General features: G+C 63.0%; 10 protein-coding genes. 7 read left to right on the top strand and 3 right to left on the bottom strand.

Annotated elements, in window-relative coordinates:
* The first annotated feature begins 1,367 nt into the window (after positions 1-1,367).
* A complete protein-coding gene (locus tag ABIE35_RS20330; RefSeq protein WP_354517704.1) occupies positions 1,368-3,608 on the top strand; it encodes an RHS repeat-associated core domain-containing protein in 2,241 nt (746 codons plus the stop codon).
* A 1,421-nt stretch (positions 3,609-5,029) separates the two neighbouring features.
* On the opposite strand, the gene ABIE35_RS20325 is transcribed toward ABIE35_RS20330, so the two are convergent.
* The 3 genes from ABIE35_RS20325 to ABIE35_RS20315 all read right to left on the bottom strand — a co-directional run bounded on the left by ABIE35_RS20325 (position 5,030) and on the right by ABIE35_RS20315 (position 8,616).
* The gene (locus tag ABIE35_RS20325; protein ID WP_354517703.1) at positions 5,030-6,712 is read right to left on the bottom strand and encodes a DUF885 domain-containing protein; all 1,683 of its coding nucleotides are present in this window, start codon (positions 6,710-6,712) and stop codon (positions 5,030-5,032) included.
* Positions 6,713-6,778: 66 nt separating this feature from the next.
* The gene (locus ABIE35_RS20320) at positions 6,779-7,036 is read right to left on the bottom strand and encodes an acyl-CoA carboxylase subunit epsilon (RefSeq protein ID WP_354517702.1); all 258 of its coding nucleotides are present in this window, start codon (positions 7,034-7,036) and stop codon (positions 6,779-6,781) included.
* Entirely contained in the window at positions 7,033-8,616 is a 1,584-nt protein-coding gene (locus tag ABIE35_RS20315; protein ID WP_310201508.1) for an acyl-CoA carboxylase subunit beta, read from the bottom strand. Before ABIE35_RS20315 ends, ABIE35_RS20320 begins: the two co-directional genes overlap by 4 nt.
* Positions 8,617-8,828: 212 nt before the next feature.
* On the opposite strand from ABIE35_RS20315, the gene ABIE35_RS20310 reads away from it, so the two are divergent.
* The 6 genes from ABIE35_RS20310 to ABIE35_RS20285 all read left to right on the top strand — a co-directional run bounded on the left by ABIE35_RS20310 (position 8,829) and on the right by ABIE35_RS20285 (position 25,217).
* Complete coding sequence (locus ABIE35_RS20310) at positions 8,829-9,707, top strand: SDR family oxidoreductase (RefSeq protein WP_354517701.1); 879 nt, start codon at positions 8,829-8,831, stop codon at positions 9,705-9,707.
* Positions 9,708-9,774: 67 nt separating this feature from the next.
* A complete protein-coding gene (locus ABIE35_RS20305) occupies positions 9,775-10,698 on the top strand; it encodes a biotin--[acetyl-CoA-carboxylase] ligase (RefSeq protein WP_354517700.1) in 924 nt (307 codons plus the stop codon).
* On the top strand, positions 10,691-11,284 hold the full coding sequence (locus tag ABIE35_RS20300) for a PH domain-containing protein (protein ID WP_354517699.1): 594 nt from the start codon (positions 10,691-10,693) through the stop codon (positions 11,282-11,284). The genes ABIE35_RS20305 and ABIE35_RS20300 overlap by 8 nt, the downstream gene beginning before the upstream one ends.
* The gene (locus ABIE35_RS20295) at positions 11,274-12,452 is read left to right on the top strand and encodes an adenylate/guanylate cyclase domain-containing protein (protein WP_354517698.1); all 1,179 of its coding nucleotides are present in this window, start codon (positions 11,274-11,276) and stop codon (positions 12,450-12,452) included. The genes ABIE35_RS20300 and ABIE35_RS20295 overlap by 11 nt, the downstream gene beginning before the upstream one ends.
* Positions 12,453-12,748: 296 nt before the next feature.
* Positions 12,749-18,862 (top strand): Ig-like domain-containing protein, encoded by a 6,114-nt coding sequence (locus ABIE35_RS20290; RefSeq protein ID WP_354517697.1) that lies wholly within the window; start codon positions 12,749-12,751, stop codon positions 18,860-18,862.
* Between the two features lie 250 nt (positions 18,863-19,112).
* Positions 19,113-25,217: an Ig-like domain-containing protein gene (locus ABIE35_RS20285; RefSeq protein ID WP_502921402.1), complete on the top strand. Its 6,105-nt coding sequence runs from the start codon at positions 19,113-19,115 to the stop codon at positions 25,215-25,217.
* Positions 25,218-25,242: the final 25 nt, after the last annotated feature.

Here is a 25,242-nt window from a genome sequence, read left to right as displayed (position 1 = left end):
GGCCCGCCCCCCCCGCGCCGCCCCCCCCCCCCCCCCCGCCCCCCCCCCCCGCCCCCCCCCGCCATCGCTGTGGGTGTGGGTCTGATGTTCACCGGTGTTGGGGGACCAGTCGGTGTTGCCTTGATCGGCGCGGCTTCCGGTGCCTTTATAGGTGGCGGAGTGTCGGTTGCTTCACAGAAGATGACGAACGGGCATGTGAATTGGGGTCAGGTCGGTGTCGATGCTCTGGTTGGTGGTGCCGCAGGTTTGGTAGGCGGAGGGACCGCTGGCCTCATGGCTAAGGCTGCCCCGTCCGTCGCTCGGTGGGGAACAACTGCAGCGCAGTCGGCTCTGCGTTTCACGTTCAGCAGCACCGGACGAGCCGCCACAGCGGCCGGGACTTCCGGGTCCACCTCAAACGTCCTGAACTACCAGTTCAATAACACTGGAGACAAAGACATTACCGGTTATGCTGGAGCTGCCTTGACAGGGTTTGGCACTGGTTCCCTTTTTGGAGTCGCCGGCACCAAGTTGAGCGCCCTGGCCACGTCACGTTTGCCGGTTCAGCCGGTTTATCCCGCCGGATGGAATCCTCGCCTTCTGGCACCCAACGTCCAGCGTTGGACTACTAACGTAAGTGAGATAGTGAACCATGGATCCGGCGCTATTCAAGGTGCAGTAAACCAGTGGATCCGCCCCGGCGCCGATACTTCACGCACCGGAATATTCTCGGCCGCAGCACAGGGCTTCTTCCTCGGAGGAAAGGGCCCATTGGCAGGGGTACACCGTGCGCCCTAAGGTTGGAGACCATATGTTGAACAGACATGGACGGAGGAATCTATGAGTCCTCAGGGAACGGGAAAATCGCTGCGAACCCGCCGGAGAAGTCGCGGAGGCAACTCCGGAGGGATCGATGGGTTTTTTGGACCATCGTGTCCTCGGCCTTGCTGGTGCCCGTCGTTATATTTGTTGTGCCACCGGTGTCTGACGCATATGACGAGACCCACAGGGTCGCGATCGAATGCACCGTCACTGTAGCGGAAGGCGGTGTAGCGTCAGGGGGCAACCGTGGTGGTGCTTCGTGGTCGAGGGTGCAGATCAGTACCTCGGATTGCGGGACCCTGACCCTGACTAGGGATATCACGGAGTCGAACCGGGATGCCGTGGCCGCGGATTTGTCGGGTGGTGGACGATATTCGTTCCAGATCGGGGCGACAACGCAAGCAACGTGGAAGCTATATGAGGTCCTCGGCGTAACTCCTATGGTCTATTCATTTCAACAAATCGACTGAGCTATGATCCGGCGGGGCGGCAGCTGTCCCAGACGGACTCTGACGGGCACGACCACCTGGAGCTACGACCCCGCCGGACGGGAAGCGACCACGTCGGTGGACGGGACACTGATCGCCGCCATCACCCGTGACCTTGCGGGCCGCAGGGTGGTCATCACGGACCACACCGGTGGGGCCGGGTACGCGGTGGAGCACGAGTTGTGCTTCGACCGCCGCGGCCTCCTCACCCGAAAGTCCCGGGGAGCCGAAACGCTGGGGTGGGAGTACGACGGTGACGGGAACCGGACCGGGTTCACCACCCCGGCCGGCACCACCACCCGCTACACCCGCGACCCCGCAGGCCGGGTCACGGCCGTGTCGAACCCGTTGCTCGGGGACGCGGCCTTCACCCACGACCCCTCCGGGCGGATCACTTCCGCGACCGCGGGCCAGTACACCCAGGAATGGGTGTACCGGGACGGGGCACTGGTCGAGCACATCCGCACCCACACCGATAACCCCGGCGTAGCTGATGTGACGATCATCGGTCGTGAAGACGGCGGCAGGATTACCGGCCTGGCCCGGAACGGGGTCGTGACCCGGTACGGGTACGACACCGCCGGGCAACTGATCACCGCAACCACCAGCACGACCAGCGGCAGCGCGGGGGCCTCGGCTTCGGTGGTGGGGTGGGTGTACGACGCCGGTGGGCGGCTGCTCCGCGAAACCACCCCCACCGGGGCGCGCACCTACAGCTACGACGCCGCAGGCCAGCTCCTTACTGTGACGGAACCTGATGGTTCGGTCACCGGGTATGTGTATGACGGACTGGGCCGCCGGGTCAGGGTGATCGGGGCGGACGGGTCCTGGACCGAATACGCGTGGGGTCCCACCGGCTACCTTGCCGGGACCATCGAGAAGGATCGGGACGGGGCAGAGGTGTCCCGGCACCGACTCCACGTCGACGCGCTCGGTGAACTCGCCACCGTGGACGGGACACCGTTGTGGTGGGACACCGCAGCACCCGTCCCGACCCTGGCCGGTGCCAACACCACCCAGGTGGTGTCCCTGCCCGGCGGTATCACCGGCATAGGCGAAGCGTGGACCGCGCCCGGGTGGCGTGCCGCCCGCCCGACGGACCAGCACGACCCCTGGGCCGTGCTCGGCACCCCCACCACCCCCAACCCGGGCAGCCCCGCAGCTGCTAATGCGGGTGTGGGTGGTGTGTTGCCCGCCGGGATCGCCCTGACCGCCGGCGGCGGGATCGACATCACCGGACTCGAATGGCTCGGCAAACGCGCCTACGACCCCACCACCCGGGGCTTCCTCTCCACCGACCCCCTCGCCCCCGTCCTGGGAGCCGGCTGGGACGGCAACCCCTACTCCTACGCCGGAAACAACCCCCTCAACACCACCGACCCCACCGGCCTGCGCCCCCTCACCGACGCTGACCTGAAAGCCTACGACGGCTCCTCCCGCGGCGCCCTCGCCGCAGCAGGCGACTGGCTCGGAGACAACTGGGAGTACGTCGTTGGCGGCGCTGCTGTGGTGGGCGGGGCCGTGTTGATGTTCGTCCCCGGCGGCCAGCTCGCGGGCATGGGATTGATGAGCTTTGGCGCCGATGTAGTCATCCAAAAAGCAACCACCGGCCAAGTCAACTGGGGCCAGGCCATTGGGAGCGGTGTTATGGGTGTAGCCGGCGGTGGCGTGGGAATGATCGTTGCTAAATCTGCTTCACTGGTTGTTGGAAGAGTGGTGGCGGGCCAGGCTGCGCGAAGTATGGCTTCAAATGTCGCGACTTCGACGTTGACTCGTGCGACAGGCAATGCCGCGGTCATTGCACGGAGGTTCGGTGCAAATTTGTTGAAGGACATGGTGGGTAGCGGGGCAGCAGGTGGTGTCACGGGAACCGCCGATTACGTCCGTGAACGCGTTCAGAAGGGAGGTCCCTGGACAGCCCAAGGACTGCTGGGTAGCGCAACTGGAGGTGCCTCCACGGGTGTCATCAGCGGGGCACTGAGTCCAGCAGCCGGCCACGTTACGGGCAAAGGCGCCCAGTTTCTCCTGAGTGCGAGCGTCAACACAGGCGCCGGGTTCGCGGGGGACATGCTCAAGAGTGGTGTGAATGGCGAAGCATTTGATCCGATCAAGTCTCTGGTTTCTTCTACTACGTCCGGAGTGTTCTCTACGGGTGTTTCTACTTCGCGGGGAAACTCATCGCAGGGTTACGCTGATCTCATTGGAACAAGCACCTCTTCGCCTATTGAGTATTTTACGAAGTCCAATATGACTACAGACTTAACTAATTCACTCATTGGACTCGGAACGAATGGAATGATCGATGAAGCATGGAAATAATGATGACTAAAGAGACTGCCGGGGACCGCGCCCTTCGTGAAAGAGCGATGCCCCACTGGTACCAATGGCTGAGCGTGACAATTCCCGGTCTTATAGCGATTTTAACCTGCGTAAATAGATTTGACGAGTTTGGCTTATCTGCTTGGCTAACAAACTTTATTGTCTTGTTTATATGTATTGCCGGCATGGGGTTTGTGACATATGTCAGTTCAAATTTTGCCTCCATAAATATTTTGGTTGGCACAATTGTCCTAGGCAGTCTAGCCATAGCGGCTCTGTCCAACATACTTCCGGTCATTGCGACATCGTACGGATCGCTATGGGCGGGCTGTGGTCTCGGCTTCATGATTGGGCTGACTCTAACTGCTGGTGAACAACGATAAGTCTGGGCCTCGGTGTGATTGGCAGTGAAATCCAAGCAGCACAGCAAGCAGCGAAGCCGTCATGACTAAAGAGCGGCGGAATTCTTGGGAGGGCTCCCTGATCTTCAGTCGGGTGGTTTTAATGGCCACGCTCTCTGTGATGGTGTTTGTGCCGAATGACACAGTGTTTGCTGGAGGTCGGTTCGTTACTTGCCGGTCTGGCTGTTGGTTCTCTGTTTCTTCGGTTTGGCTTACCTCGGCAGTGGATGGGTTCCGTTGTTCTGGTTTTGTTCGTTGTGGTGTGGTTGGTCTTGGGTATGCCTGGTTTGGCGGGTTCCTTGCGGGAACGTTTGCAGGTTTGGCATGGGGGCGTGCTGCTGGGAGCCGCACAAGGGGCCCGGTGGCTCCTTGTGCGGTGGATAAGCGTGGTTTTGGTTCAGCGGCGGAGGCCCGGCGACTGGCGGATGAGGCCCTGCAGTGACCTCGGGGGTGTCCGGTGTCAGTACCTGTGCGGGCAGCTATTTGTCGCGGTTGCAACCACAGCAGATGGGCAGGGCGGCACTAACCAATGCAGTATCGGGCAGTATCGGGAACGCGGGCATATACCACCTCCAAAGATCTCCGGATAATAAGTGGACTCTCGGGGGTGCCGTCGGAGCAGCGACGGGTGGATTCGTCAGCGGCGCAATCGGCTCCCAAGCCGGATACCTAGAGTTCCTATCAGTGATGATGTGGCCTGCTGGACTGGCATACACGTCGTAGTCGTCGATGACTACGACGTTATGCGGGATGCAACTGGGGCGGCAGTACGTCATTCGGCAAAGGAATACGCCTCAATGGATGAATGGTTGATCGCAGCGATACGGGACTTTATCGAGTTTGATTGAACCGCCCACTGCAGCATAAACCCGCCTGCCCTTGCCGCGGGGGACTCGCCTTAATCCCGGCCGTCTCCGAGAACCCATTGCCAAGACCGGGCATCCGGCAGTGTGCATCAAAGTGACGAAGGAGCAGCACACCGAGGATGTCCGGCCTCCGGCCGGAGCCACTCCAAAATAATCAGCCCAGCAGGGCCCTGCGCAGTACGTCCAAACCAACTGAGCCGATGTTGAGTGCCTTGCTGTGGAAGGACTTCAGGTCGAAGCCCTCCTGGCCTTCCAGCTCGGCACGGATCTGCTCCCAGAGACGCTGGCCGACCTTGTACGACGGGGCTTGGCCCGGCCAGCCGAGGTAGCGGGTGAATTCGAACTGGAGCTGGCCTTCGCTGATGTCGAGGTTGGCCTTGAGGAAGTCGAAGCCCTTCCCGGGGGTCCAGGTTCCGGTGCCCCAACGCTCGGGGACGGGCAGTTCCAAGTGGACGCCGATGTCGAAGACCACGCGGGCCGCGCGCATGCGCTGGCCATCGAGCATTCCCATGTGGTCGCCCGGGTCCTTGAGGTAGCCCAGTTCCAGCATGAGCTGCTCGGCGTAAAGCGCCCAGCCCTCGCCGTGGCCGGACACCCAGCAAACATTGCGGCGCCAGTTGTTGAGGAGTTCGCGCCGGTATGTTGCCGTGGCTACTTGAAGGTGGTGGCCCGGGACGCCCTCATGGAACACAGTGGTGGTTTCGGACCACGTGGTGAACGTGTCTTCACCGGCGGGCACGGACCACCACATGCGGCCTGGACGGGAGAAGTCGTCAGAGGGCCCCGTGTAGTAGATGCCGCCCTCGTCGGTGGGCGCGATCATGCACTCAAGAGTTCTCATGACGTCCGGGATGTCGAAGTGCACGTCTGCAAGTTCAGACACGGCCCGGTCGGAGAGCTCCTGCATCCAGGCCTTGAGCGCGTCGGTGCCCTTGATCTGACGCGCGGGATCGTTGTTGAGGATGCTCTTGGCTTCCTCAATGGACGCTCCGGGCTTGATCTGGCCGGCAACTTTCTCCTGCTCGCTGATAAGCCGCTCGAGCTCCTGGACTCCCCAGTCGTACGTTTCTTCCAGATCGATTTCGGCGCCAACGAATGAACGCGAGGCCAGCGCGTAGCGTTCGCGCCCGACTGCGTCCTTCTCCGGTGCCAGGGGCAGGAGTTCGTCCCGAAGGTATCCACCCAAGGCTCTGTACGCGGAACGCGCGGCCGCAGTCCCGGCGTCGAGCTTCGACTGAACCTCGGCGGGCAGCGGCGCATCACCCACCGAGGCAGCAGCGGCCATCTTGGCGAAGAAACCATCCTCAGCGGCGTAGCGGCCGGTCTGCTCGATGACGATCCGGACTTGGCGGGCGGCGGCGACTTTTCCGTCGGCAGCAGCGGAGCGAAGCGACTCGATGTAGCCCTCAATGGCGCCCGGAACATTAGCTGCGCGACCGGCGATGTGCTCCCAGTGCTCCACCGTGTCCGTGGGCATGAGATCGAAGATGGCGCGGATGTCCTGGGCGGGGGAGGCGATGTTGTTGAGATCGGCAGCATCCCAACCGGACTCGTGGATCTCCAGTTCCAGGCCGAGCCGCTCGCGCATGGCGTCGAGGGTGACAGCGTCCACATCATCGGACGGCTCAAGGCCCGCCAAGGCATCCAAGGCCAACTTTGTGGCTTCCGCATGAGCCTCGGCACCGGCAGGGGAGTAGTCCTGGTATTCGGTTTCGTGTCCGGGCAAGCCCAGCGTGGTGGCGAAGCTGGGATTGAGTTCGATCAACTTTTCTGTGTACGCGTCAGCGACGGCATCGATGGCGGACTTCGGGCGTACAGGAGTGTTTGCAGTAGTCACCCACAGAGCCTAGCCGCGACACCGCTTACGTGAAAGGGTTGTTGAACTTTTCTACGTGAGCGAAAACTAGCCGCGGCTGCGCTTCCACGCACCCGGACCCGGAGCCGGGTCCAAACGCAGTTGCTGGCGACGCACCCAATGCCGGACGTTCGGCTTCGATGCAGCAACTTCCTGCGTTGTCCCGAGTGAAACCACGACGGCGGCAATCGCCGCGAGCTCTTCGGCCGTCGGTTCGCCCTTGACCACCGAAAACAGCGGCGCAGCGGCTGCTTCAGCGGGTACCTGATCAGGCGCGGAATCAGCCCGGTGCTTCGGCGTGCTCACAGCGGGATGTTTCCGTGCTTCTTGGTGGGCAGGCTCGCGCGCTTGTCGCGGAGGGCCCGGAGGCCGCGGATGATCTGGAGGCGCGTGTCGGACGGAGCGATGACTGCGTCCACATAGCCCAGCTGCGCTGCTTGGTAGGGGTTGAGGAGTTCTTCCTCGTAGCCCTGGATGATCTCGGCCCGCTTGGCCTCGACGTCGCCGCCGGCTTCTGCAACGGCAGCGAGGTCGCGGCGATACAGGATGTTCACGGCACCCTGGGCGCCCATGACGCCGATCTGGGCGGTGGGCCACGCGAGGTTGAGGTCTGCGCCGAGCTTCTTGGACCCCATCACGATGTACGCGCCACCGTAGGCCTTGCGGGTGATCACGGTGAGCTTGGGGACCGTTGCTTCGGCGTAGGCGTACAGGAGCTTCGCGCCGCGGCGGATGATGCCTTGGAACTCCTGGTCCTTCCCGGGCAGGAAGCCGGGGACGTCCACCAAAGTGATGATGGGGATGTTGAACGCATCGCAGTGGCGGACAAAGCGGGCAGCCTTTTCCGAGGCTGAGATGTCCAGCGTTCCCGCGAACTGCATGGGCTGGTTGGCCACGATGCCCACGGTGTGTCCCTCAACGCGGCCGTAGCCGATCATCACGTTGGGGGCGTACAGCGACTGCATTTCAAGGAAGTGCGCGTCGTCCACGATCTGCTCAATGACCTTGCGCATGTCGTACGGCTGGTTGGCGGAATCGGGAATCAGCCCGTCCAGGGCGAGGTCGTCGTCGTTGAGTTCCAGTTCCTGGTCGTGCTCCACGACGGGGGCCTCGGACAGGTTGTTGGAGGGCAGGAAGTCCAGGAGTTCGCGGACGAACTCAATGGCGTCTGCTTCATCGGAAGCGAGATAAGTGGAGGTGCCGGTGGTGGCGTTGTGCTGCCGCGCGCCGCCGAGGGTTTCCATGTCTACATCCTCACCCGTGACGGTCTTGATGACGTCGGGTCCCGTGATGAACATGTGCGAGGTCTTGTCCACCATGACCACATAGTCGGTCAGGGCGGGGGAGTAGGCTGCGCCGCCGGCGCAAGGGCCCATGATGAGGGAGATCTGCGGGACCACGCCGGAAGCGTGGACGTTGTTGCGGAAGATGTCAGCGAACATGGCCAGGGAAGCTACGCCTTCCTGGATACGCGCGCCGCCGCCGTCGTTGATTCCGACAACCGGGCAGCCATTGCGGAGGGCGAATTCCTGGACTTTGACGATCTTCTCGCCGTTGACCTGGCTCAGGGAGCCGCCGTAGACGCTGAAGTCCTGGCTGTAGATCGCGATGAGGCGGCCATCAACGGTGCCGTATCCGGAGACTACGCCGTCGCCGAGGGGCTTCTTCTTCTCCATGCCGAAGGCAGTGGAGCGGTGGACTGCCAGGGCGTCGAACTCGACGAACGAGCCCGGATCAACTAACAGGTCAATGCGTTCGCGGGCCGTGTTCTTGCCCCGTGCGTGCTGCTTTTCAATGGCTTCCGGGCCGGAAGGCTGCTCTGCACGGGCCTGGCGGTCGCGGAAGTCGGCAATCTTTCCCGCTGTCGTTGTCAGATCGTGGCTCATCAAGTGTCTCCGGCTCTGTAGCTGATTTTCGTCGGCGCAGTTCGGTGTTGGTCGCGAAGCTTAAGTAGCTTCCGTACAAAGAACAGGCCCCGCAGGCCAGTCTAGTGACGCCTTTGCCGCGAACCGCTGTAGAAACCCTACAATTTTCCGCGTCCAAGCCAAAGCCATCGCTATGTTACCCGTCAGTAACATAGTTGCGTTAGAGTGTCCCCATGACTTCAAGCAACGACGCTTCCCGCGCACTTGCGCCGGCGCAAACTCCCTACGTGGCCACCGGTTCGCTCAAGGGTCGGACCATCCTCATGTCCGGCGGCAGCCGGGGCATCGGCTTGGCCATAGCCACCCGCGCGGCCCGCGATGGCGCCAATATCGTGCTCATGGCCAAGACGGGGGACCCCCATCCCAAACTCGAAGGCACAGTCTTCACCGCCGCTGAACAACTGGTCGCCGCAGGCGGCCAGGCGCTACCGCTGGTCGGGGACGTCCGCAATGATGACGACGTCGCCGCAGCAGTAGCCGCCGCCGTCGAGCGTTTCGGGGGGATCGACGTCGTAGTTAACAATGCCTCGGCGATCGACCTGTGCCGCACCGATGCCGTGGACATGAAGCGCTACGACCTCATGCAGGACATCAACGTCCGTGGAACGTTCCTGCTCTCCAAGCTGGCGCTGCCGGCGCTCAGGGAATCCAGCCACGCCCACATCCTTACCCTGTCGCCGCCGCTTAACCTCGACCCCAAATGGGCCGGCATGCACTTGGCCTACACCATGGCAAAGTACGGAATGAGCCTCACCACCCTGGGGCTGGCTGAAGAGCTGAAGGACGAGGGCGTTTCGGTCAACTCGCTCTGGCCGTGCACGCTCATTGACACGGCTGCGATCCGGAACATGCCGGGCGGGCAGCAGATTGTCCGGGCTGCACGCGGCCCGGAAATCATGGCCGACGCCGCGCACGCCGTTCTGACGGGTACAGGTGCCACCGGCAACTTCTTCACCGACGAGGAAGTCCTGCGCGCGGCCGGCGTGTCCGACTTTTCGCCCTACAGCTTGGGTGCCCCCGAAGACCGCCTGGTTCCGGACATCTTTCTCTAAGCGGATTCCCAGCCGCTTTCCTGTTCACGGGCCATCCCGGGACGCCGCAACTGGATAGGATTCAGCTATGGATGCCGAACAGCCAGACAGCAGCGAACCCAACGTCCCGACCAGCGGGCCGGAGCGGGCCGCGTTGGATCGTGAAGCCTTGCTGCAGCCGGACTTCCTTTCAGCCACGGGTATTTCGCAACTGACCATCGTCGAATCCACAGGGTCCACCAACCAGGACTTGGTGCGGGCTGTCACCGTTGAGCCCAAAAAGTGGGCCGACCTCGCCGTTTTGACAGCTGAGCACCAGACGGCTGCGCGTGGTCGGTTGGACCGGCACTGGGAATCGCCCGAGCGCTCGGCTGTCTCCGTGTCCATAGTGCTCCGTCCCGTCACGGCAGAGGGCATGCCGGTACCAACGCAGAGCTATTCCTGGCTATCCCTGCTTGCTGCCGTTGCCCTGCGGGAGGCATTGCAGGAAACCGCCGGTGTGACAGCAGACATCAAGTGGCCCAATGACGTCTTGGTCAACGGGCGCAAGATCGCTGGGATCCTGGCCCAGATGACAGCCGTGGGCGATGGCTCTGTTCCCGCCGTCATCCTCGGCGTGGGGCTCAACGTCACGCTGGACGAGAAAGAACTGCCGGTTCAAACAGCCACTTCCCTGGCCCTGGAAGGGGCCACGACGACGGACCGCACCGCGCTGCTGAAGAGCTACCTTTCGCGCTTCGCCCGGCTCTACCGCAGTTTTTGCAATTCCGAGGGGGACCCGGCTGCGGGATTGGCGGGAGGACCTTCGCTGCACAAGCGGGTTGAGTCCGCCATGGTGACCTTGGGTCGCGAAGTCCGGGCGCATTTGCCCGGTGACCACGAACTGGTGGGCCACGCTTCGCGTCTGGATGAACACGGCTCGTTGCTGGTGGTGGACCATGGGGGCAGGGAACATGTGGTGACAGCTGGTGACGTGGTGCACTTGCGCGCCACGGAAAGTGGTTATGCGTAAAGAGTTGCTTCCGGGGGAGCAGGTCATCACCATCACGCGTCAACAGGCCCGATCCCTCTTCTTCCCGGTGCTGGCATTCCTGATTGCTCCGGCCCTGACGGGTTATGCCTGCGCCTGGATTGTCAAAGGAAATGCCCAGCGAGTGGCGCCGTTCATTACAGTGGAATGGACACCATGGCTGGTTGGCCTGTGTCTGGTACTCGCAGCATGGTTGTTGCTGGCTTACAGCCTGCGCCGCGTCATGCGCTGGAACTCCGTCCGCTACATCCTGACCAGCAGGCGGATACTTGCCAAATACGGAATGTTTCGACGCCGCGACTGGCAGGTCTCGCTGATGGCCGTGCGCAATGTGGGTGTCCACCAGAGCATGCTCCAACGGACATTGCACTCAGGGAATATATCCTTGGATACCGGGCACTCCGGAACGGCCATCCTGGCGGATGTTCCCGACGTCGCGAAATTCCGGGGATTCATTCTTGACGCGATGGATGAACTCCCGCAAGGTGAGGTTTTTGAGGGCCAAGTATTGACGGACTATGACCAGTTGCCATGGGAGCTGAGAGAAGGTGGAAGAGATGAGCGTTGAGGATCAGCAGTCCGGCGAGGCCTTGGACCAGGAGTTCGACGCCGTCCCCGAACCTTCAGTGAACGAGGACACCGATGCCGGGCCTGCTCCGGTTGCGGTGCAGGCCGGACCGCCCACCGGTGTCATGTCCGCCGAGCGCCTGGCCATCAAAGCGCTGGAATCAAAGCTGCTGGGCGGAGAACGCAAGCTTCGTCGTCGTGAAGTTGCCGCAGGGGCAGGCGTGTCTATTCTGTCGGCCCGCAAAATTTGGCGTGCCTTGGGATTCCCGAACTTCGGCGACGAAGACGTTGCCTTTACGGAACGGGATCAGGCAGCGCTGTCAACCATCCTGGACCTGGTCCGGGCAGGGATCCTGACTGAGGAAGCTGCCATTTCGGTCACCCGTTCCATTGGGCAAATGACGGACCGCATGGTGGTCTGGCAGATCGAAGCCTTGGTGGAAGACATGGTGTCCGAGCAGGGCATTCCGGATGCGGTGGCCCGCAAACAACTGGTGGGCCAGTTGCCCGCGTTGGTGGACTCGCTCGAGGAGATCCTCGTGTACTCCTACCGCCGTCAGCTCAACGCGGGCGTGCAGCGCCTTGCGGTGCGGGCAGAGGCCGGCCTGCAAGCCAGTGAGGAAGGCCGCGAAGGCGACGAAGACGATTCGCCCTTGCCCCTGGCACGTGCCGTGGGTTTCGCCGACCTTGTCTCCTACACCAGCCTTTCGCGTCGGATGAACGAGAAGACGCTCGCCCAGCTGGTGCAGCGCTTTGAGAACAAGTGTGCCGAAATCATCTCCGTGGGCGGCGGACGCCTGGTCAAGACTGTGGGCGACGAAGTTCTCTACATCGCTGAGACGCCGGCAGCCGGGGCCGAGATTTCCCTGGCGTTGGCACAGGCCTTCACGGAGGACGAAATCCTGCCGCAGTGCCGAGTCTCCATGGTTTGGGGTCGTATCCTGTCCAGGCTGGGCGATATTTACGGACCCACAGTCAACCTCGCTGCCCGGCTCACCACACTGGCTCAGCCCGGGACTGTCCTGGTAGACGCTATGACGGCCGCTGCACTGGGGCAGGATGACCGGTTCGTCCTGGTTCCCCAGAAATCGGAGAATGTCCGTGGCTTCGGCGAAATCCATCCCGTGATGCTGGCCCGTGGCCGCGGCAAGGGACTCGTGCTGGATTAGGCGCTGCTGACAGCCCGCCTTCCAAAGCGCACGCTCTCCCACTTCCCTCGGGCTTGAGCCGAACGCTCGCTCACTTTCCTGAAGAAAGTGAGCGAGCGTTCGGCTTTAAGGGCTGTTATGTGAGAGAGCGTGCGGGGTGGAAGCAAGGTGAAAGTGCGGGGTAACGAATGCGGTTCATGTCATGACTTAGCTAATCGATGGAGTAACCCGGTAGGCTGTGCGTTGATTGTGTCGTGTTTCGCCGTGGGGGTCGGCGCCGGCTGCTTCGTGCTGCCCGAACTGTGGGGGAATGTGGGATGGCTCTGCCTGATGGGTCCGGAAAACGCCGTGCCAATAATCGCCGACGTAAGGTCATCGCAGCCACTGCCTTCACTGCCGCAGCGGCTGTCCTGGTAACGGGTGCCATCCTCTACCCGGGGTTCAAGACCACCGAGGTGGAACTGAACGACGGCGGCGTCTGGGTGGTCAGTAAGACCAAGAATGCGGCCGGTCGCCTGAACTACCCCTCCAAATCGCTGGATGGGGCAGTGACTCCGGCCAGCACCAACTTCGATATCCTTCAGCAGGCCGGCGACATCTTCATCGATGACGCAGATGGCGGGACCATCAACCCTGTCAGCGCCGCCAACATGCGCCTGGGCGGCGACCAAAAACTTCCAGGCTCCGCAGAGGTCAGCTTCGGCAACAAAGTACTGGCTGTCACTGACCCGTCCCAGGGCAAGGTCTGGGCTGTTTCGCCCACCTCCATTGGCGGTTTCAGCGACGAATCGGAACCCTTGTTCGAGCAGTCGCCCGGCGTTGTCTCGGTGGTGGGTGTTGACGACACCATCCACACACTGGACCCGAAAACAGGAACACTGACGGCAACAAAGGTGGATCTCGACGGTAAGGCCGTGGATTCCCAGGTCCGGAGCGATGACGCTTTGAAGGCCGACGGCGAAGTCCAGCTGGCAACTGTGGGCGACAAAGCCGTGGTACTCAACGCCGCCACGGGCGACATCGTGCTGCCCGGGGGCAACAAAGTACACCTGGATGACGCCAGGGAAGCCAAATTGCAACAGAGCGGCCCGGCGGCCGATTTTATTGCCATCGCCACACCGAAGGCACTGCTCCTGCAACCCCTGGACGGCGGGACCGCCAAGACGGTCCAAGCGGACGGTCAGGGCATTCCGGCCGCGCCGGTCCATCTGGGATCCTGCACGTACGCAGCGTGGTCCGGTGCCAACAAATACGTCCGGGAATGCACTAACGAGGCAGATAACAAGCGGTCCGACGTTCCCAAGGCGAGTGCGTCGCCGTCGTATGTTTTCCGTGTCAACCGCGATCTTGTGGTGTTGAACGACGTCAACTCCGGCAACGTCTGGATGGTCAACCAGAACATGCAGTTGGTCAACAACTGGGACGACGTCATCCCGCCCCAGCAGACCTCGGACGACGCCGACAAGGACTCCGCGGACGAAGTCCAGCAGACAGTCCTTCCGGACCGCAGCAAACCCAACACCGTGCCGGTGGCCAAACCCGATGCCTTCGGGGTCAGGGCCGGAAAGACCACTGTCCTGCCCGTGCTGGACAACGACGCCGATGCCGACGGCGACGTCCTCACGGTCAGCACCAGCGAGCCACTGAAGTCCGGCGCCTTGTCCGCCGTCTACGGTGGCACCGGCTTCCAGATCGCAGTCCCCGCCGGAACCACGGGCTCCGAAACGTTCAAGTACTCGGTGGACGACGGCCGTGGCGGTACGGGCGGCGCGGACGTCGACCTGCGGGTTGTGCCCGCGGAGGAAAACAACGCCCCCCAGCCCAAACCCAATCGGAACAATGCCTTGGTGGTCCAGTCCGGGAAGATCGCCAGCCAGTTTGTCCTCACCGATTGGCTGGACCCCGACGGCGATGACATCTTTGCCGTCGCAGTCTCCAGCAGCGATCCAGCGGACCAAGTCCGGATCAGGCCGGACGGCTTGCTCACCTTCCAGGACGCAGGGGCTGGCCCGGGCCGTAAAACCCTGACCGTCAGTGTCTCGGACGGGTCCCTGACCACCCAAGGGCAGATCAGCGTTGACGTCCGTGCTCCGGGTGCGCTGCCGCCCATCGCGAATGCGGATCACGTGGTTGCGGTGGCGGGCCAGGATACGGTGATCGCGCCGCTCAAGAATGACACCGACCCCCAGAGCGGTACGCTGCGGTTGGCTCAGGCACAGCCGGACGCGCAGTCGACCGCCGTGGTGGGTCCGGACCAGCAGACGTTTACTTTCAACTCGACGTCGGTGGGTCCCCACTACGTGACGTACATGGTGACCAACGGACCGGCGAGTGCCCAGCAACTGGTGCGGGTGGACGTCGTGTCCGGAAACAGCGACGGCGCACCGGTGGCGGTCCGCGATATTGCCCTCCTGCCCAGTGGCGGCAGCACCGTGGTTGACGTGTTGGGCAACGACTCGGACCCCAGCGGCGGCGTCCTGGTGATCCAATCGGTCACCGCGGCTGACGGGCTCCCGGTTTCCGTAGCGGTGCTGGACCACTCGGTCGTCAAAATCACCGACATCCGGGCCCAGGGACAGTTGTCGTTGAAATACACGATCTCCAACGGCAAGGCCTCGGCCACAGGGGATATTTCTGTCCAGGTTGTGCCGGCGCCCACCAAACTTCAGGCACCGCAGGCCAAACCGGACGAGGTCTCCGTGCGTGCCGGCGACATAGTGACCATCCCGGTCCTGGACAACGACACGGACCCCAACGGCGGAGAACTGACGCTGGACCCGGTCCTGACACAGCAGCCCGACGAGGCCGCGGGCAGGATCTTTGTTGCGGGGAACACCCTCCGGTATATCGCTGGCGAGGAACCCACCACCGTTTATGCCATCTATAAGGTCAGCAATGCCTCCGGCCAAACTGACTCGCAGCAAGTCACCATCCGCATCCGCGCCCGCGATGACGCCACCAACACCAGGCCCGAGCCGCGGAATCTGACAGCCCGGGTGGTTGCGGGGATGACGGTACGAATCCCTGTTCCCCTGGACGGTATCGATGCCGATGGCGACTCGGTGCAGCTGATGGGCATCGATAAGGCTCCCGAACTGGGGACAGCAATCCTGCGGGATGGGTACCTCGAGTTCACCGCCGGAGGCACGTCTGCAGGCACTGACACGTTCAGCTACCGCGTACGGGACCGTATCGGTGCGGAGAACACCGGCACGGTGATCGTGGGCATTGCGCCTGCGGAAGCCGATAACCAGAAGCCCATTGCGGTGGACGACGTCATTGATGTCCGGCCCGGCCGACGGGTGGCGGTGAACGCACTGAAAAACGACTCGGACCCCGACGGCGACCCCATCGCTTTGGTGTCGGCGTTCGAGGCCAAACCGGAACTGCAGGTTGAAGCTGCGGCAGGAAAGGTGGTCCTCACGGCGCCGGGTGCGGCCGGCACGGACAGCATCAGCTACCGGATTCAGGACGATAAGAAGGCTGAAGCGGCCGCAGTCATCCGTGTCCAGACAAGCCCGACCGCGCCGCTCCATGCCCCCGTGGCAGTGGACGACCGGATCACGCTGGCCGAGACCCTGGGTAAAACTGCGGTTGACGTTCCGGTGGTGAAAAACGATTCCGATCCCGACGGCGTGGCGGAGGACCTCACCATTTCCCTGCCGGACGGGAACCCGAATGCGCGCGTCGGAACTGCCGGCAGCGTGGTGGTGACGCTGCTGCCCCAGGACCAGTTGATTCCCTACACCGTCACCGACATCGATGGGCAGTCAGCTACCGCGGTCATGTGGATTCCGGGCCAGGGCCTCCAGTACCCCACGCTTTCCACCACTGAGATCGTGGAGGTCACCGCGGGGGAGGAAGTTACTCTGGCCCTTCAGGATCACGTCAAGGTCCGGGACGGCCGTCAACCCCGCATCACGGTGGTGGACAAGATCCGTGTCCTGGGCGGGGACTCCACCAATGTTATTGCTGGTGATGGTACTGCGCTGAGGTATGCGGCCCAGCCTGAGTACGTGGGGCCCGGGTCCATCACCTTCGAAGTGACTGACGGTAGTGGTCCGGACGATGCCGAGGGCTTGAAGTCCACTCTGACCATCCAGACCAAGGTGCTGCCCAACCCCAACGCCAATCACGCCCCCACCTTCAGCGGTGCTGCGATTGATGCGCCGAAGGGGGACACGACGGAGCTGGACCTTGCCAACCTCGCCGCAGACGTTGATGAACAGGACCAAGGCAAGCTCACCTTCAGCGTGGACGGTGACCTGCCCGGCGGATTCGACGCGCGGGTGGAGGGTACGGTCCTGAAAATCACCCCCGGGGGTTCACTCAACCCCGGCGCCCGCGGGACCGTGCCGCTCAAGGTGACCGATGGCCGCTCGGAGCCTGCGAAGGCAGCCGTCACCGTTTCCGTAGTCTCATCGAACCGACCCAAACCGGCAGCGAACGATGATGTCCTCGACAAGGCCAACGCCGGCAAGTCCGAAACCATCAATGTGCTGGGCAACGACTTCAACCCCTTCAGCGAACCCTTGACCGTGGTGTCTGCCGTGGTCGAAACCGGATCCGCGTCAGGCGAGCCGGCCGTAGGAGGCGACTCCATCACGGTGACGCCCGCCGACGGCTTCAAGGGGATCTTGGTGGTCAGGTACACCATCAAGGACAAGACCGATGATCCCAGCCGGCAAGCCGTGGGCCGTGTCCGCATCACAGTGCGTGACAAGCCCGATGCTCCTTCGGCGCCGGTTGCTACGGACGTCCGCAGTAAAACTGCCGTCCTCAAGTGGGCGCCGCCGTCGGACAATGGCGCAGCCATCACCAAGTACACGGTGAAAGCGGCCGGGTTCCAGCAGGAATGCCCCACGACGACATGTACGTTGACTGGACTGACCAACAACGTCAAGTACGTCTTCACCGTGGTTGCCACCAATGAGGTAGGCGAATCCCAGCCCTCCGTGCCCTCCAATGAGATCACTCCGGATGAGAAGCCATCGCCCCCGGACGTCCCCACGGTCAAGGCCGGCGACCAGGACCTGGCGATCACCTGGACCCCTGCCAAGACCGAAGGTTCCCCGGTAAAGCACTACAACCTGGAGATCTCGCCACCGCCCGCCAACGGAATCGCGGTCAAGAACGAGGTCACTGGTCTCAGCTACACGTGGCCCGGCCTGACCAACGGTGTGAAGTACAAGGTCCGCGCGCAGGCCGTCAATGACCTTGGCCCGTCCGACTGGGGGCTGTATTCCGCGGAGGACCACCCCGCCGGCATCCCCGGAACACCTGCGCCGCCGAGCACCACTGTGGTGTCCGCCGTCGGGTCCCGGAACCAGCTCCGTGTCGACTGGGCCGAGCCGGGCATCAATGGTGACCCCATCAAGAGCTATTACGTCACCATGAGTGGAGGCAGCGGAACCACCCAGGCGCAGACCATTCCGGGAAACGTCCGAACAGCCACCTTCGAGGTAGCAACCGACCAATCGGCGTACACGTTTACTGTTCAGGCTGAGAACAAAGCAGGCAAGAGCCTGGTCAGCGCGGCCTCACCGCCGCGCAGGGCAACGGGAAAGCTGGGCACTGTCCAAAACGTCAGTGCCACACCGGCCAACACCGGTGCCGCCGGTGGTCAGCTCACCATCAACTTCACCGCGCTCAGCGACACCCAGCGCAACGGTTCCAAGGCCAACGAAGTCAGCTACACCTACTCCGCAGGCGGACGCTCCGGTGCCATCCAGCCCGGGCAGACCGTGGGAGGATTCGCCAACGGCCAGGCCACCACCGTGACGGTGACGGCACATTCATCCGTGGCGCCCAGTTCCGACGCCGCTGCCGCGCCGGCCGCCACACCATTTGGTGCGCCGGGTACGCCGTCGGCGTCGGGGACCGGCGGTGGTCTGAACAACCAATCAGTCACTCTGAACTGGTCCTCGCCATCTGCTGCCACCAACGACGTCAAGACCACCAAAATCAGGATTAGCGGGGGAGCCTGGGAAACCGTAAGCGCCTCGGGTAGCCGGACCATCAACACCGGAGGGTGGGAGCAGACCCGCACCATCGATGTCCAGACGTTCAACTCGCTCGGAACCGGCGGTCCTGTGGCAAGTGCCAGCGCCCAGTCCGGACGGCAAGGCGTTTGGGAGGGTGTCCTTAATACCGGTGTTGTTCAGCGATCCTGTACCTACACACTTGGCGGCAAGAACTACCAGCCAAAACCGGCTTTCACCTGCGATGGCAAGGGCGGAGACCAGCCGCCTTGGCAGTACCCGGGCCAGAAGATGGTTGTGAAGTGTTACATCGTCCAGCAGGATGTGGACAACCTCACCTTTACGTGGTGGCGGCTTGAGGATGGGTCCGCACGGAATGTGGGCCGCTACATCATCGCAGGTCACACAACGATGGGTGAGCCTGGTGCGGTTGGAGCACCAGCGTGTTGAACATGACGAAACCGCGAGGCGGGGCAGATCTCCCCATCGCGCACTCAGTGGTTAAGGCCGTAGTCTGTCAAAGCCAATGGATAGCCCGGTCTCGGGTGTCCTCGATTGGTCGTGGGGTGCGTGGGATAGTCTTAGGGACTGAAAATTCCGCCGCCGTATGGGGGTACTGCGGAATGCACGGCTGCCGGCATGTGTCGGTTGGCCCGGAAGTCGTTGGGGGGCGGCTGAACATCAAAGGAATTTTGGGGCTGTGAGAAATTTCTTCGGCAAGCTGGGGCTGACAAGGCGTCAAAACAAGAAGTTCATAGCGGGAACTGCTGCCACCGCGGCGGGCGCGTTGTTGATCACCGGGGCTGTACTTTACCCGGGCTTCAAGACCACCGAGGTGGACTTGAACGACGGCGGCGTCTGGGTTGTGAGCAAAACCAAGAACGCTGTGGGGCGGTTGAACTACCCATCGCGCGTTCTTGATGGGGCCGTGACTCCGGCGACCACCACTTTCGACGTCCTGCAGCACGACGGCAACGTCTTTGTCGACGACGAATCCGGTTCCACCATCAACCAGGTCTCTGCCGCGAACCTGAAGCTCGGCGGCGACAAGCAACTGCCGTCGTCGTCGCAAGTCAGCTATGGTTCCACTGTCCTATCGGTGACCGATCCCGCCCGTGGCAAGGTGTGGGCGCTGTCCCCCTCCACGGTCAACGGCTTCGATGAAGAAGGTACTGAGCCTGTCCTGACCGGGGACCAAGGCTTGGTCTCCGCAGTAGGTGCCGACAACCGCATCTACACAGCGGATCCGGGCAAAGGCGAGATTACCGTTACCACGGTGGACGCCAATGGCGAGCGGATAGATTCCCAGGTCACCAAGGTGGATGATCTCAAAGGCTCCGGCGACCTTCAGATTGCCGTCGTGGGGGACGATCCTGTAGTCCTTGACGCCGGTTCCGGAAACCTGTTCCTGCCCGGCGGACGCAAGCTCCAGCTGCAGGACGCACGTGAAGCCAAGCTGCAGCAGAGTGGCGAGGACAGCAGCTTTGTTGCCATCGCCACCCGTAAAGCCCTACTGAAGCAGCCCTTGGACGGTTCCACCGCGGCAACGGTCAATGCCGACGGCGAAGGCGTCCCCGCAGCACCTGTGCAGGTGAGCAAATGCGTTCACGCCGCTTGGTCCGGTGCCAACAAGTACGTCCGCGACTGCGAGAACGACGCGGACGACAAGAAGAATGACGTCCCCAAAGCCAGTGCCTCGCCCAGTTATGTCTTCCGTGTCAACCGCGACCTCGTAGTCCTCAACGACGTGAACTCGGGAAGTGTGTGGCTGGTCAACCAGAACATGCAGCTCGTCAACAACTGGGACGATGTTGTCCCGCCCAAGAACCAGTCCGATGACCAGGACCAGGAGTCCGCGGACAACAACACCATCAACGTCCTCCCGGACCGCACCAAGCCCAACCGTGCGCCTGAAACCAAACCGGACGAGTTCGGTGTCCGGCCGGGCCGGACCTCCATCCTCAGCGTCCTGGACAATGATTCAGACCCCGACGGCGATGTCCTTACCGCTGCGGTAGGCGCCAACGGGCCAAAATCCGGGGCGCTGGAGAACATCTACGGTGGCTCAGCGTTCCAGATCAAGGTCCCCGCTGACGCCAAGCCGGGAACGGAAACCTTCGACTACAACGCCTCGGACGGACGCGGCTTGTCCGCCGGTGGACAGGTCACGCTGCGCGTCGTGGCTCCGGAGGAAAACAAGCCTCCCTTCTTCAAACGCGGCGAGCCCACCACCATGCTGGTGGAGCAGGGCAAGTCCGTCAGCCAGAACATCCTGACCGACTGGATGGATCCCGACGGCGACGACCTCGTCCTCCTGGACGCCAAGACGGACAACGACCAGGACCAGGTCAAGGTCCGTCGCGACGGCCTGCTCACGTACCAGGACTCTGGTGCAGCACCGGGCAAGAAGAACGTCACCATCACCGTGTGGGACGGCCGGGCCACCACCACGGGCCGGATCGTTGTCAACGTGCAGCCCCCGGGCGCCCTGGCGCCGGTGGTCAACGCCGATCATGTCACGGCCGTGGTTGGCCAGGACCTGGTCATTGCGCCCCTCAAGAACGACGTCGACCCCAATGGCGGTGCCCTGCGGGTAGCGCACGTCGAGGCTGCTGGACCGGCAGAGCTGGGTCCAGTGACTGACGGCGGTACGTTCACCTTCCGGAGCACCACGCCGGGCCCCATTTACTTGACGTACATCGCCAGCAACGGGCCCCAAAGCAGCCAAGGCCTCATCCGGGTTGACGTGGAATCCGGCAAGGACGCTGGAGCGCCCGTTGCGGTCCACGACGTCGCACTGCTCCCTGTGGGCGGCAGCGTGCTGGTGGATCCATTGGCCAACGACTCCGATCCTTCCGGCGGCGTGCTGGTCCTCCAGTCCGTCACCGTCCCCGACGGCTCGTCCGCTTCGGTCAGCGTGATCGACCATAGCGTCCTGCGCGTTACGGACGTGCTGGGCGCTAAAGAGCCGTTCGTGTTCAGCTACACCATGTCCAACGGCCGCGGCTCGGCCACAGGCACCGTTGGCGTCGTCCCGGTGCCGGCCCCCGCCGTCGTCGAGGCCCCCCAGCCGAAACCCGACGAAGTCAACGTCCGCGTCAACGACGTCGTGACCATTCCGGTCCTGGACAACGACACACACCCGCAGGGTGAAGAACTGTCTGTTGATCCTGTGTTGGCGCAGACCATCCCTGAAGAAGACGGCAAGGCCTTCATCTCCGAGAAGACCCTGCGCTTCATCGCGGGCCCCACGCCTAAGACCGTGCGTGCCATCTACAACGCCGTGGACCCGCAGGGCCAGAAGAGCGCCGCGGCCGTCACCATCCACATCCTGCCGCTGGAAGGTGCGCAGAACTCACGTCCGCAGCCGCAGAACCTGACCGCGCGCGTGGTGGCAGGCGGCAGCGTCCGGATCCCAGTGCCCCTGGACGGCATCGACCCTGACGGCGACTCGGTCCAGTTGACCGGCATCGACAGCACGCCCACCATGGGAACCGCGACGGCGGGCAGCAGCTTTATCGATTTCGTCGCCGCTGGTGATGGCGCGGGAACCGACACGTTCCGCTACAAGGTGATTGACCGCCAAGGTGCGGTCAACACCGGAACGGTGACTGTCGGCGTCGCGCCCCGTGGTGAAGACAACCAGAAGCCTGCCCCGGTGGACGACGAAGTGCAGGTCCGTCCTGGACGTCAGATCGCGGTGGATGCCACCGCCAACGACACCGATCCTGACGGCGACATCATCCGCATCCTGACGGACAGCATCGAAGCCGACGCAGGCCTCGAAGCCCAGGTCAGCAAGACCAGCGGCCGCGTTTTGGTCACCGCTCCGGCCGCCGAGGGTACGGTCAACGTCCGTTACTCCGTGGCTGACGACAGGGACGCCGTAGGCCAGGCCAGCATCAGGGTGAACGTCAAGAACGACATTCCGCTGCAAGCTCCCATCGCCCGCGATGACCGCGTCACGTCAGCCCAAACGCTGGGCAAAACCGCCGTGGACGTTCCGGTCCTCAAGAACGACGAGGATCCGGACGGCGTTGGGGAGAACCTCAAGGTCACCACAGGCTTGGAGACGGCCCGTCCGGGTTCGGAAGGCAACGTGGTGGTAGACCTCACCGAGCAGCCGCAGCTGGTGCCTTACACCGTTGAGGATGTGGACGGCCAGAAGTCCACGGCCATCATCTGGGTTCCGGGCATCGGGCAGCAGGTTCCGACCCTCGCCAAGGATGACGTGGTGGAACTGGTTTCCGGCCAGTCCGTCACTGTGAACCTGGCCGAATGGGTCAAGGTCCGCGAGGGGAAGTCGCCGCGGCTGACCCAGGCGGACCGCATCAAACTCATCGGTGCCGACGGCAGCGACCCCGTAGCGGGCAATGGAACGGCCTTGAAGTACACGGCCGGCGCTGAATACGTTGGTCCCGGCTCCATCAGCTTTGAAGTCACTGACGGAAGCGGTCCCGACGATCCCAACGGCTTGAAATCGACCCTGAGCATCCGCACCAAGGTGCTGCCGGATCCGAACAAGAACAACCCGCCGGTGCTGCTGGGCAGCGACGTGGACGTGCCCAAGGGTGACTCGGCAAGCCTGGACCTGGAGAAGCTCGCCTCCGATCCCGATTCCGACGACGTCCAGAACATGAAGTATGAGTTGGCCGGTGCAGCACCGGGTGGATTCAAGGTAAGCATTGATGGCAAGACCCTGAAGGTCTCCGCCGAAGACTCGGTGCAAATCGGTCAAGGCGGCACGGTCCAGGTGAAAGCGAAGGATCCGCGAGGCCTTGAAGCGGTTGCGACGTACAAACTGTCATTGACGGCTTCCAACCGACCCAAACCGGTGGCTAACGACGACCTTGAACCGGATGCGGAATCGGGGAAGTCCGTCACGGTCAATGCGTTGGCGAACGACTCCAACCCGTTCCCGGATACGCCGCTGAAGATCATCTCTGCGGTCACTGAGACGGGCGAAGGCACGGCAGAGGCCAGCGGCGGAAACGTGACCGTCACGCCGTCGTCGGGTTTCACCGGGACCATGGTTGTTGCCTACGTGGTGGGCGACAAGACGGGTGAATCTTCCCGTTATGCCACGGCCCGCATCCGCCTCACCGTCAAGGACAAGCCGGCCGCGCCCACCACGCCTCTGGCTCAAAGCGTGGGTGACCAGACAGCGTTGCTGACATGGAACGCGCCGGCTGATCGTGGCTCACCCATCACCAAGTACACGGTGTACGGGGAGAACGGCTTCAAGCAGGACTGTCCCGCGAATACGTGTACGTTGACCGGGCTGACCAACAACGTGAAGTACCACTTTGCCGTCACCGCCACTAATGCGATCAATGAATCCGAGCGCTCTCCGGTCTCCGCCGAGGTCCGGCCGGATGTCAAGCCTGATACCCCGGTTGCTCCCACACTGAAGTTTGGTGACAAGCAACTGTCCGTCGCCTGGGTTGCCCCGGCCAGCAAGGGCTCGCCCATCAAGTCCTACGATCTTGAGATCTCGCCGGCTCCGGCCGGGCAGAATCCCCAGATCCAGAACCTGACGGGGAACAGCCACGTATGGTCCGGACTGACGAACGGCGTGGCCTACAAGGTCCGCGTCCTGGCCCGGAACGACGCCAAGGAACCGTCCGAGTGGAGCCCCTACTCTGCTGCGGAAACTCCCGCTGGCGTGCCGGCTACGCCTGCCGCGCCTTCGGTGTCCGGCGCTGGATCGGTTGGTGACCAGAGCCAGTTGCAGGTCAGCTGGGCCGCACCGAACAATAACGGCGACGCCGTGTCCGCTTACACGTTGACCACGTACCGGGGCGGGGCCGTAGTGACCACGCAGTCAGTGGGGGCAACCTCGCAAAACGTCACGGTTGCCAACAGTGAAGCTGATTACACCTTCACCGTTTCAGCAACCAACAAGGCCGGCGTCAGCGGGGTCAGCCAGCAGTCAGCAGCAATCCGTGCTGCGGGCAAGCCCGGCATGGTCGCTGCGCCTACGGCAGCACTGGTGGAAACCAACGCGGCCGGTGGGAAAATCCGCGTGGCCTTCAACCCGCTGTCACAGAAAGAGCGCAACGGGGCCAACGCCAACGAGATCAGCTACCGGTATGCACTGACTTCCGGCGCCAGCAGCGGAGCGATCCCCGCCGGCGGTGGCGTCATAGCGGCACCGAACGGCCAAGACACGGCTGTGGTGGTGTGGGCAGTTTCCTCGCGGAACCCCACGCCTGGCGACAGGAGTCCCGCATCAAACACCGTGAACCCCTATGGGCTTGCGGCTGCGCCGACTGTTACCGGCAGCAAGAGCAGCGGCGTCGGCGACAAGACGGTGTCCTGGACGTGGAACCAGCCCAGCGGCAACGGCAGGCCGGTTACCGGCTACCAGTACAGCTTTGAAGGCGGACCGTGGACTGACACCGGGCAGCGGAGTTTCTCCACGACCGTGGGCTTCAGCGAGACGAAAACGTTGAGAGTCCGCGCCATCAGCGGTGGCCAAGCCGGCAACATCGGAAGCGACACGTCCCGCAGCGGATCTGCGCCCCCGCCGCCGGAGCCGACGTCGCAGATACAGGTGGATGCCAGCAGCGTGCGGACCTGCCCGGGCAAGCCAGGCCAGACGGACAGCTACACACCCGGCAGCCCTGCGAAGTGTGGTGTGGGCTGGGTGGAACGCTCGTGGGGCAAGATCACCGTCAACTGCACCAAGGACATCTATGGTAACGGCACCCCGTGGTACCGGCTCCAAGGGTCGCCCAAGGACGGCTGGTTCGTGAAGTCCACCACAGTGGACCTCTACGGGCCGCGCCCCGGCGGCTGCTAGGCCCATGGCAAGAACAACGTCAAAC

Origin of the sequence: Paenarthrobacter sp. 4246, assembly GCF_040546855.1 — a bacterium.
Classification (GTDB): Bacteria; Actinomycetota; Actinomycetes; order Actinomycetales; family Micrococcaceae; genus Arthrobacter.
Note: the sequence above shows the minus strand (reverse complement) of the source record. Positions and strands in the feature narration are given on the sequence as shown.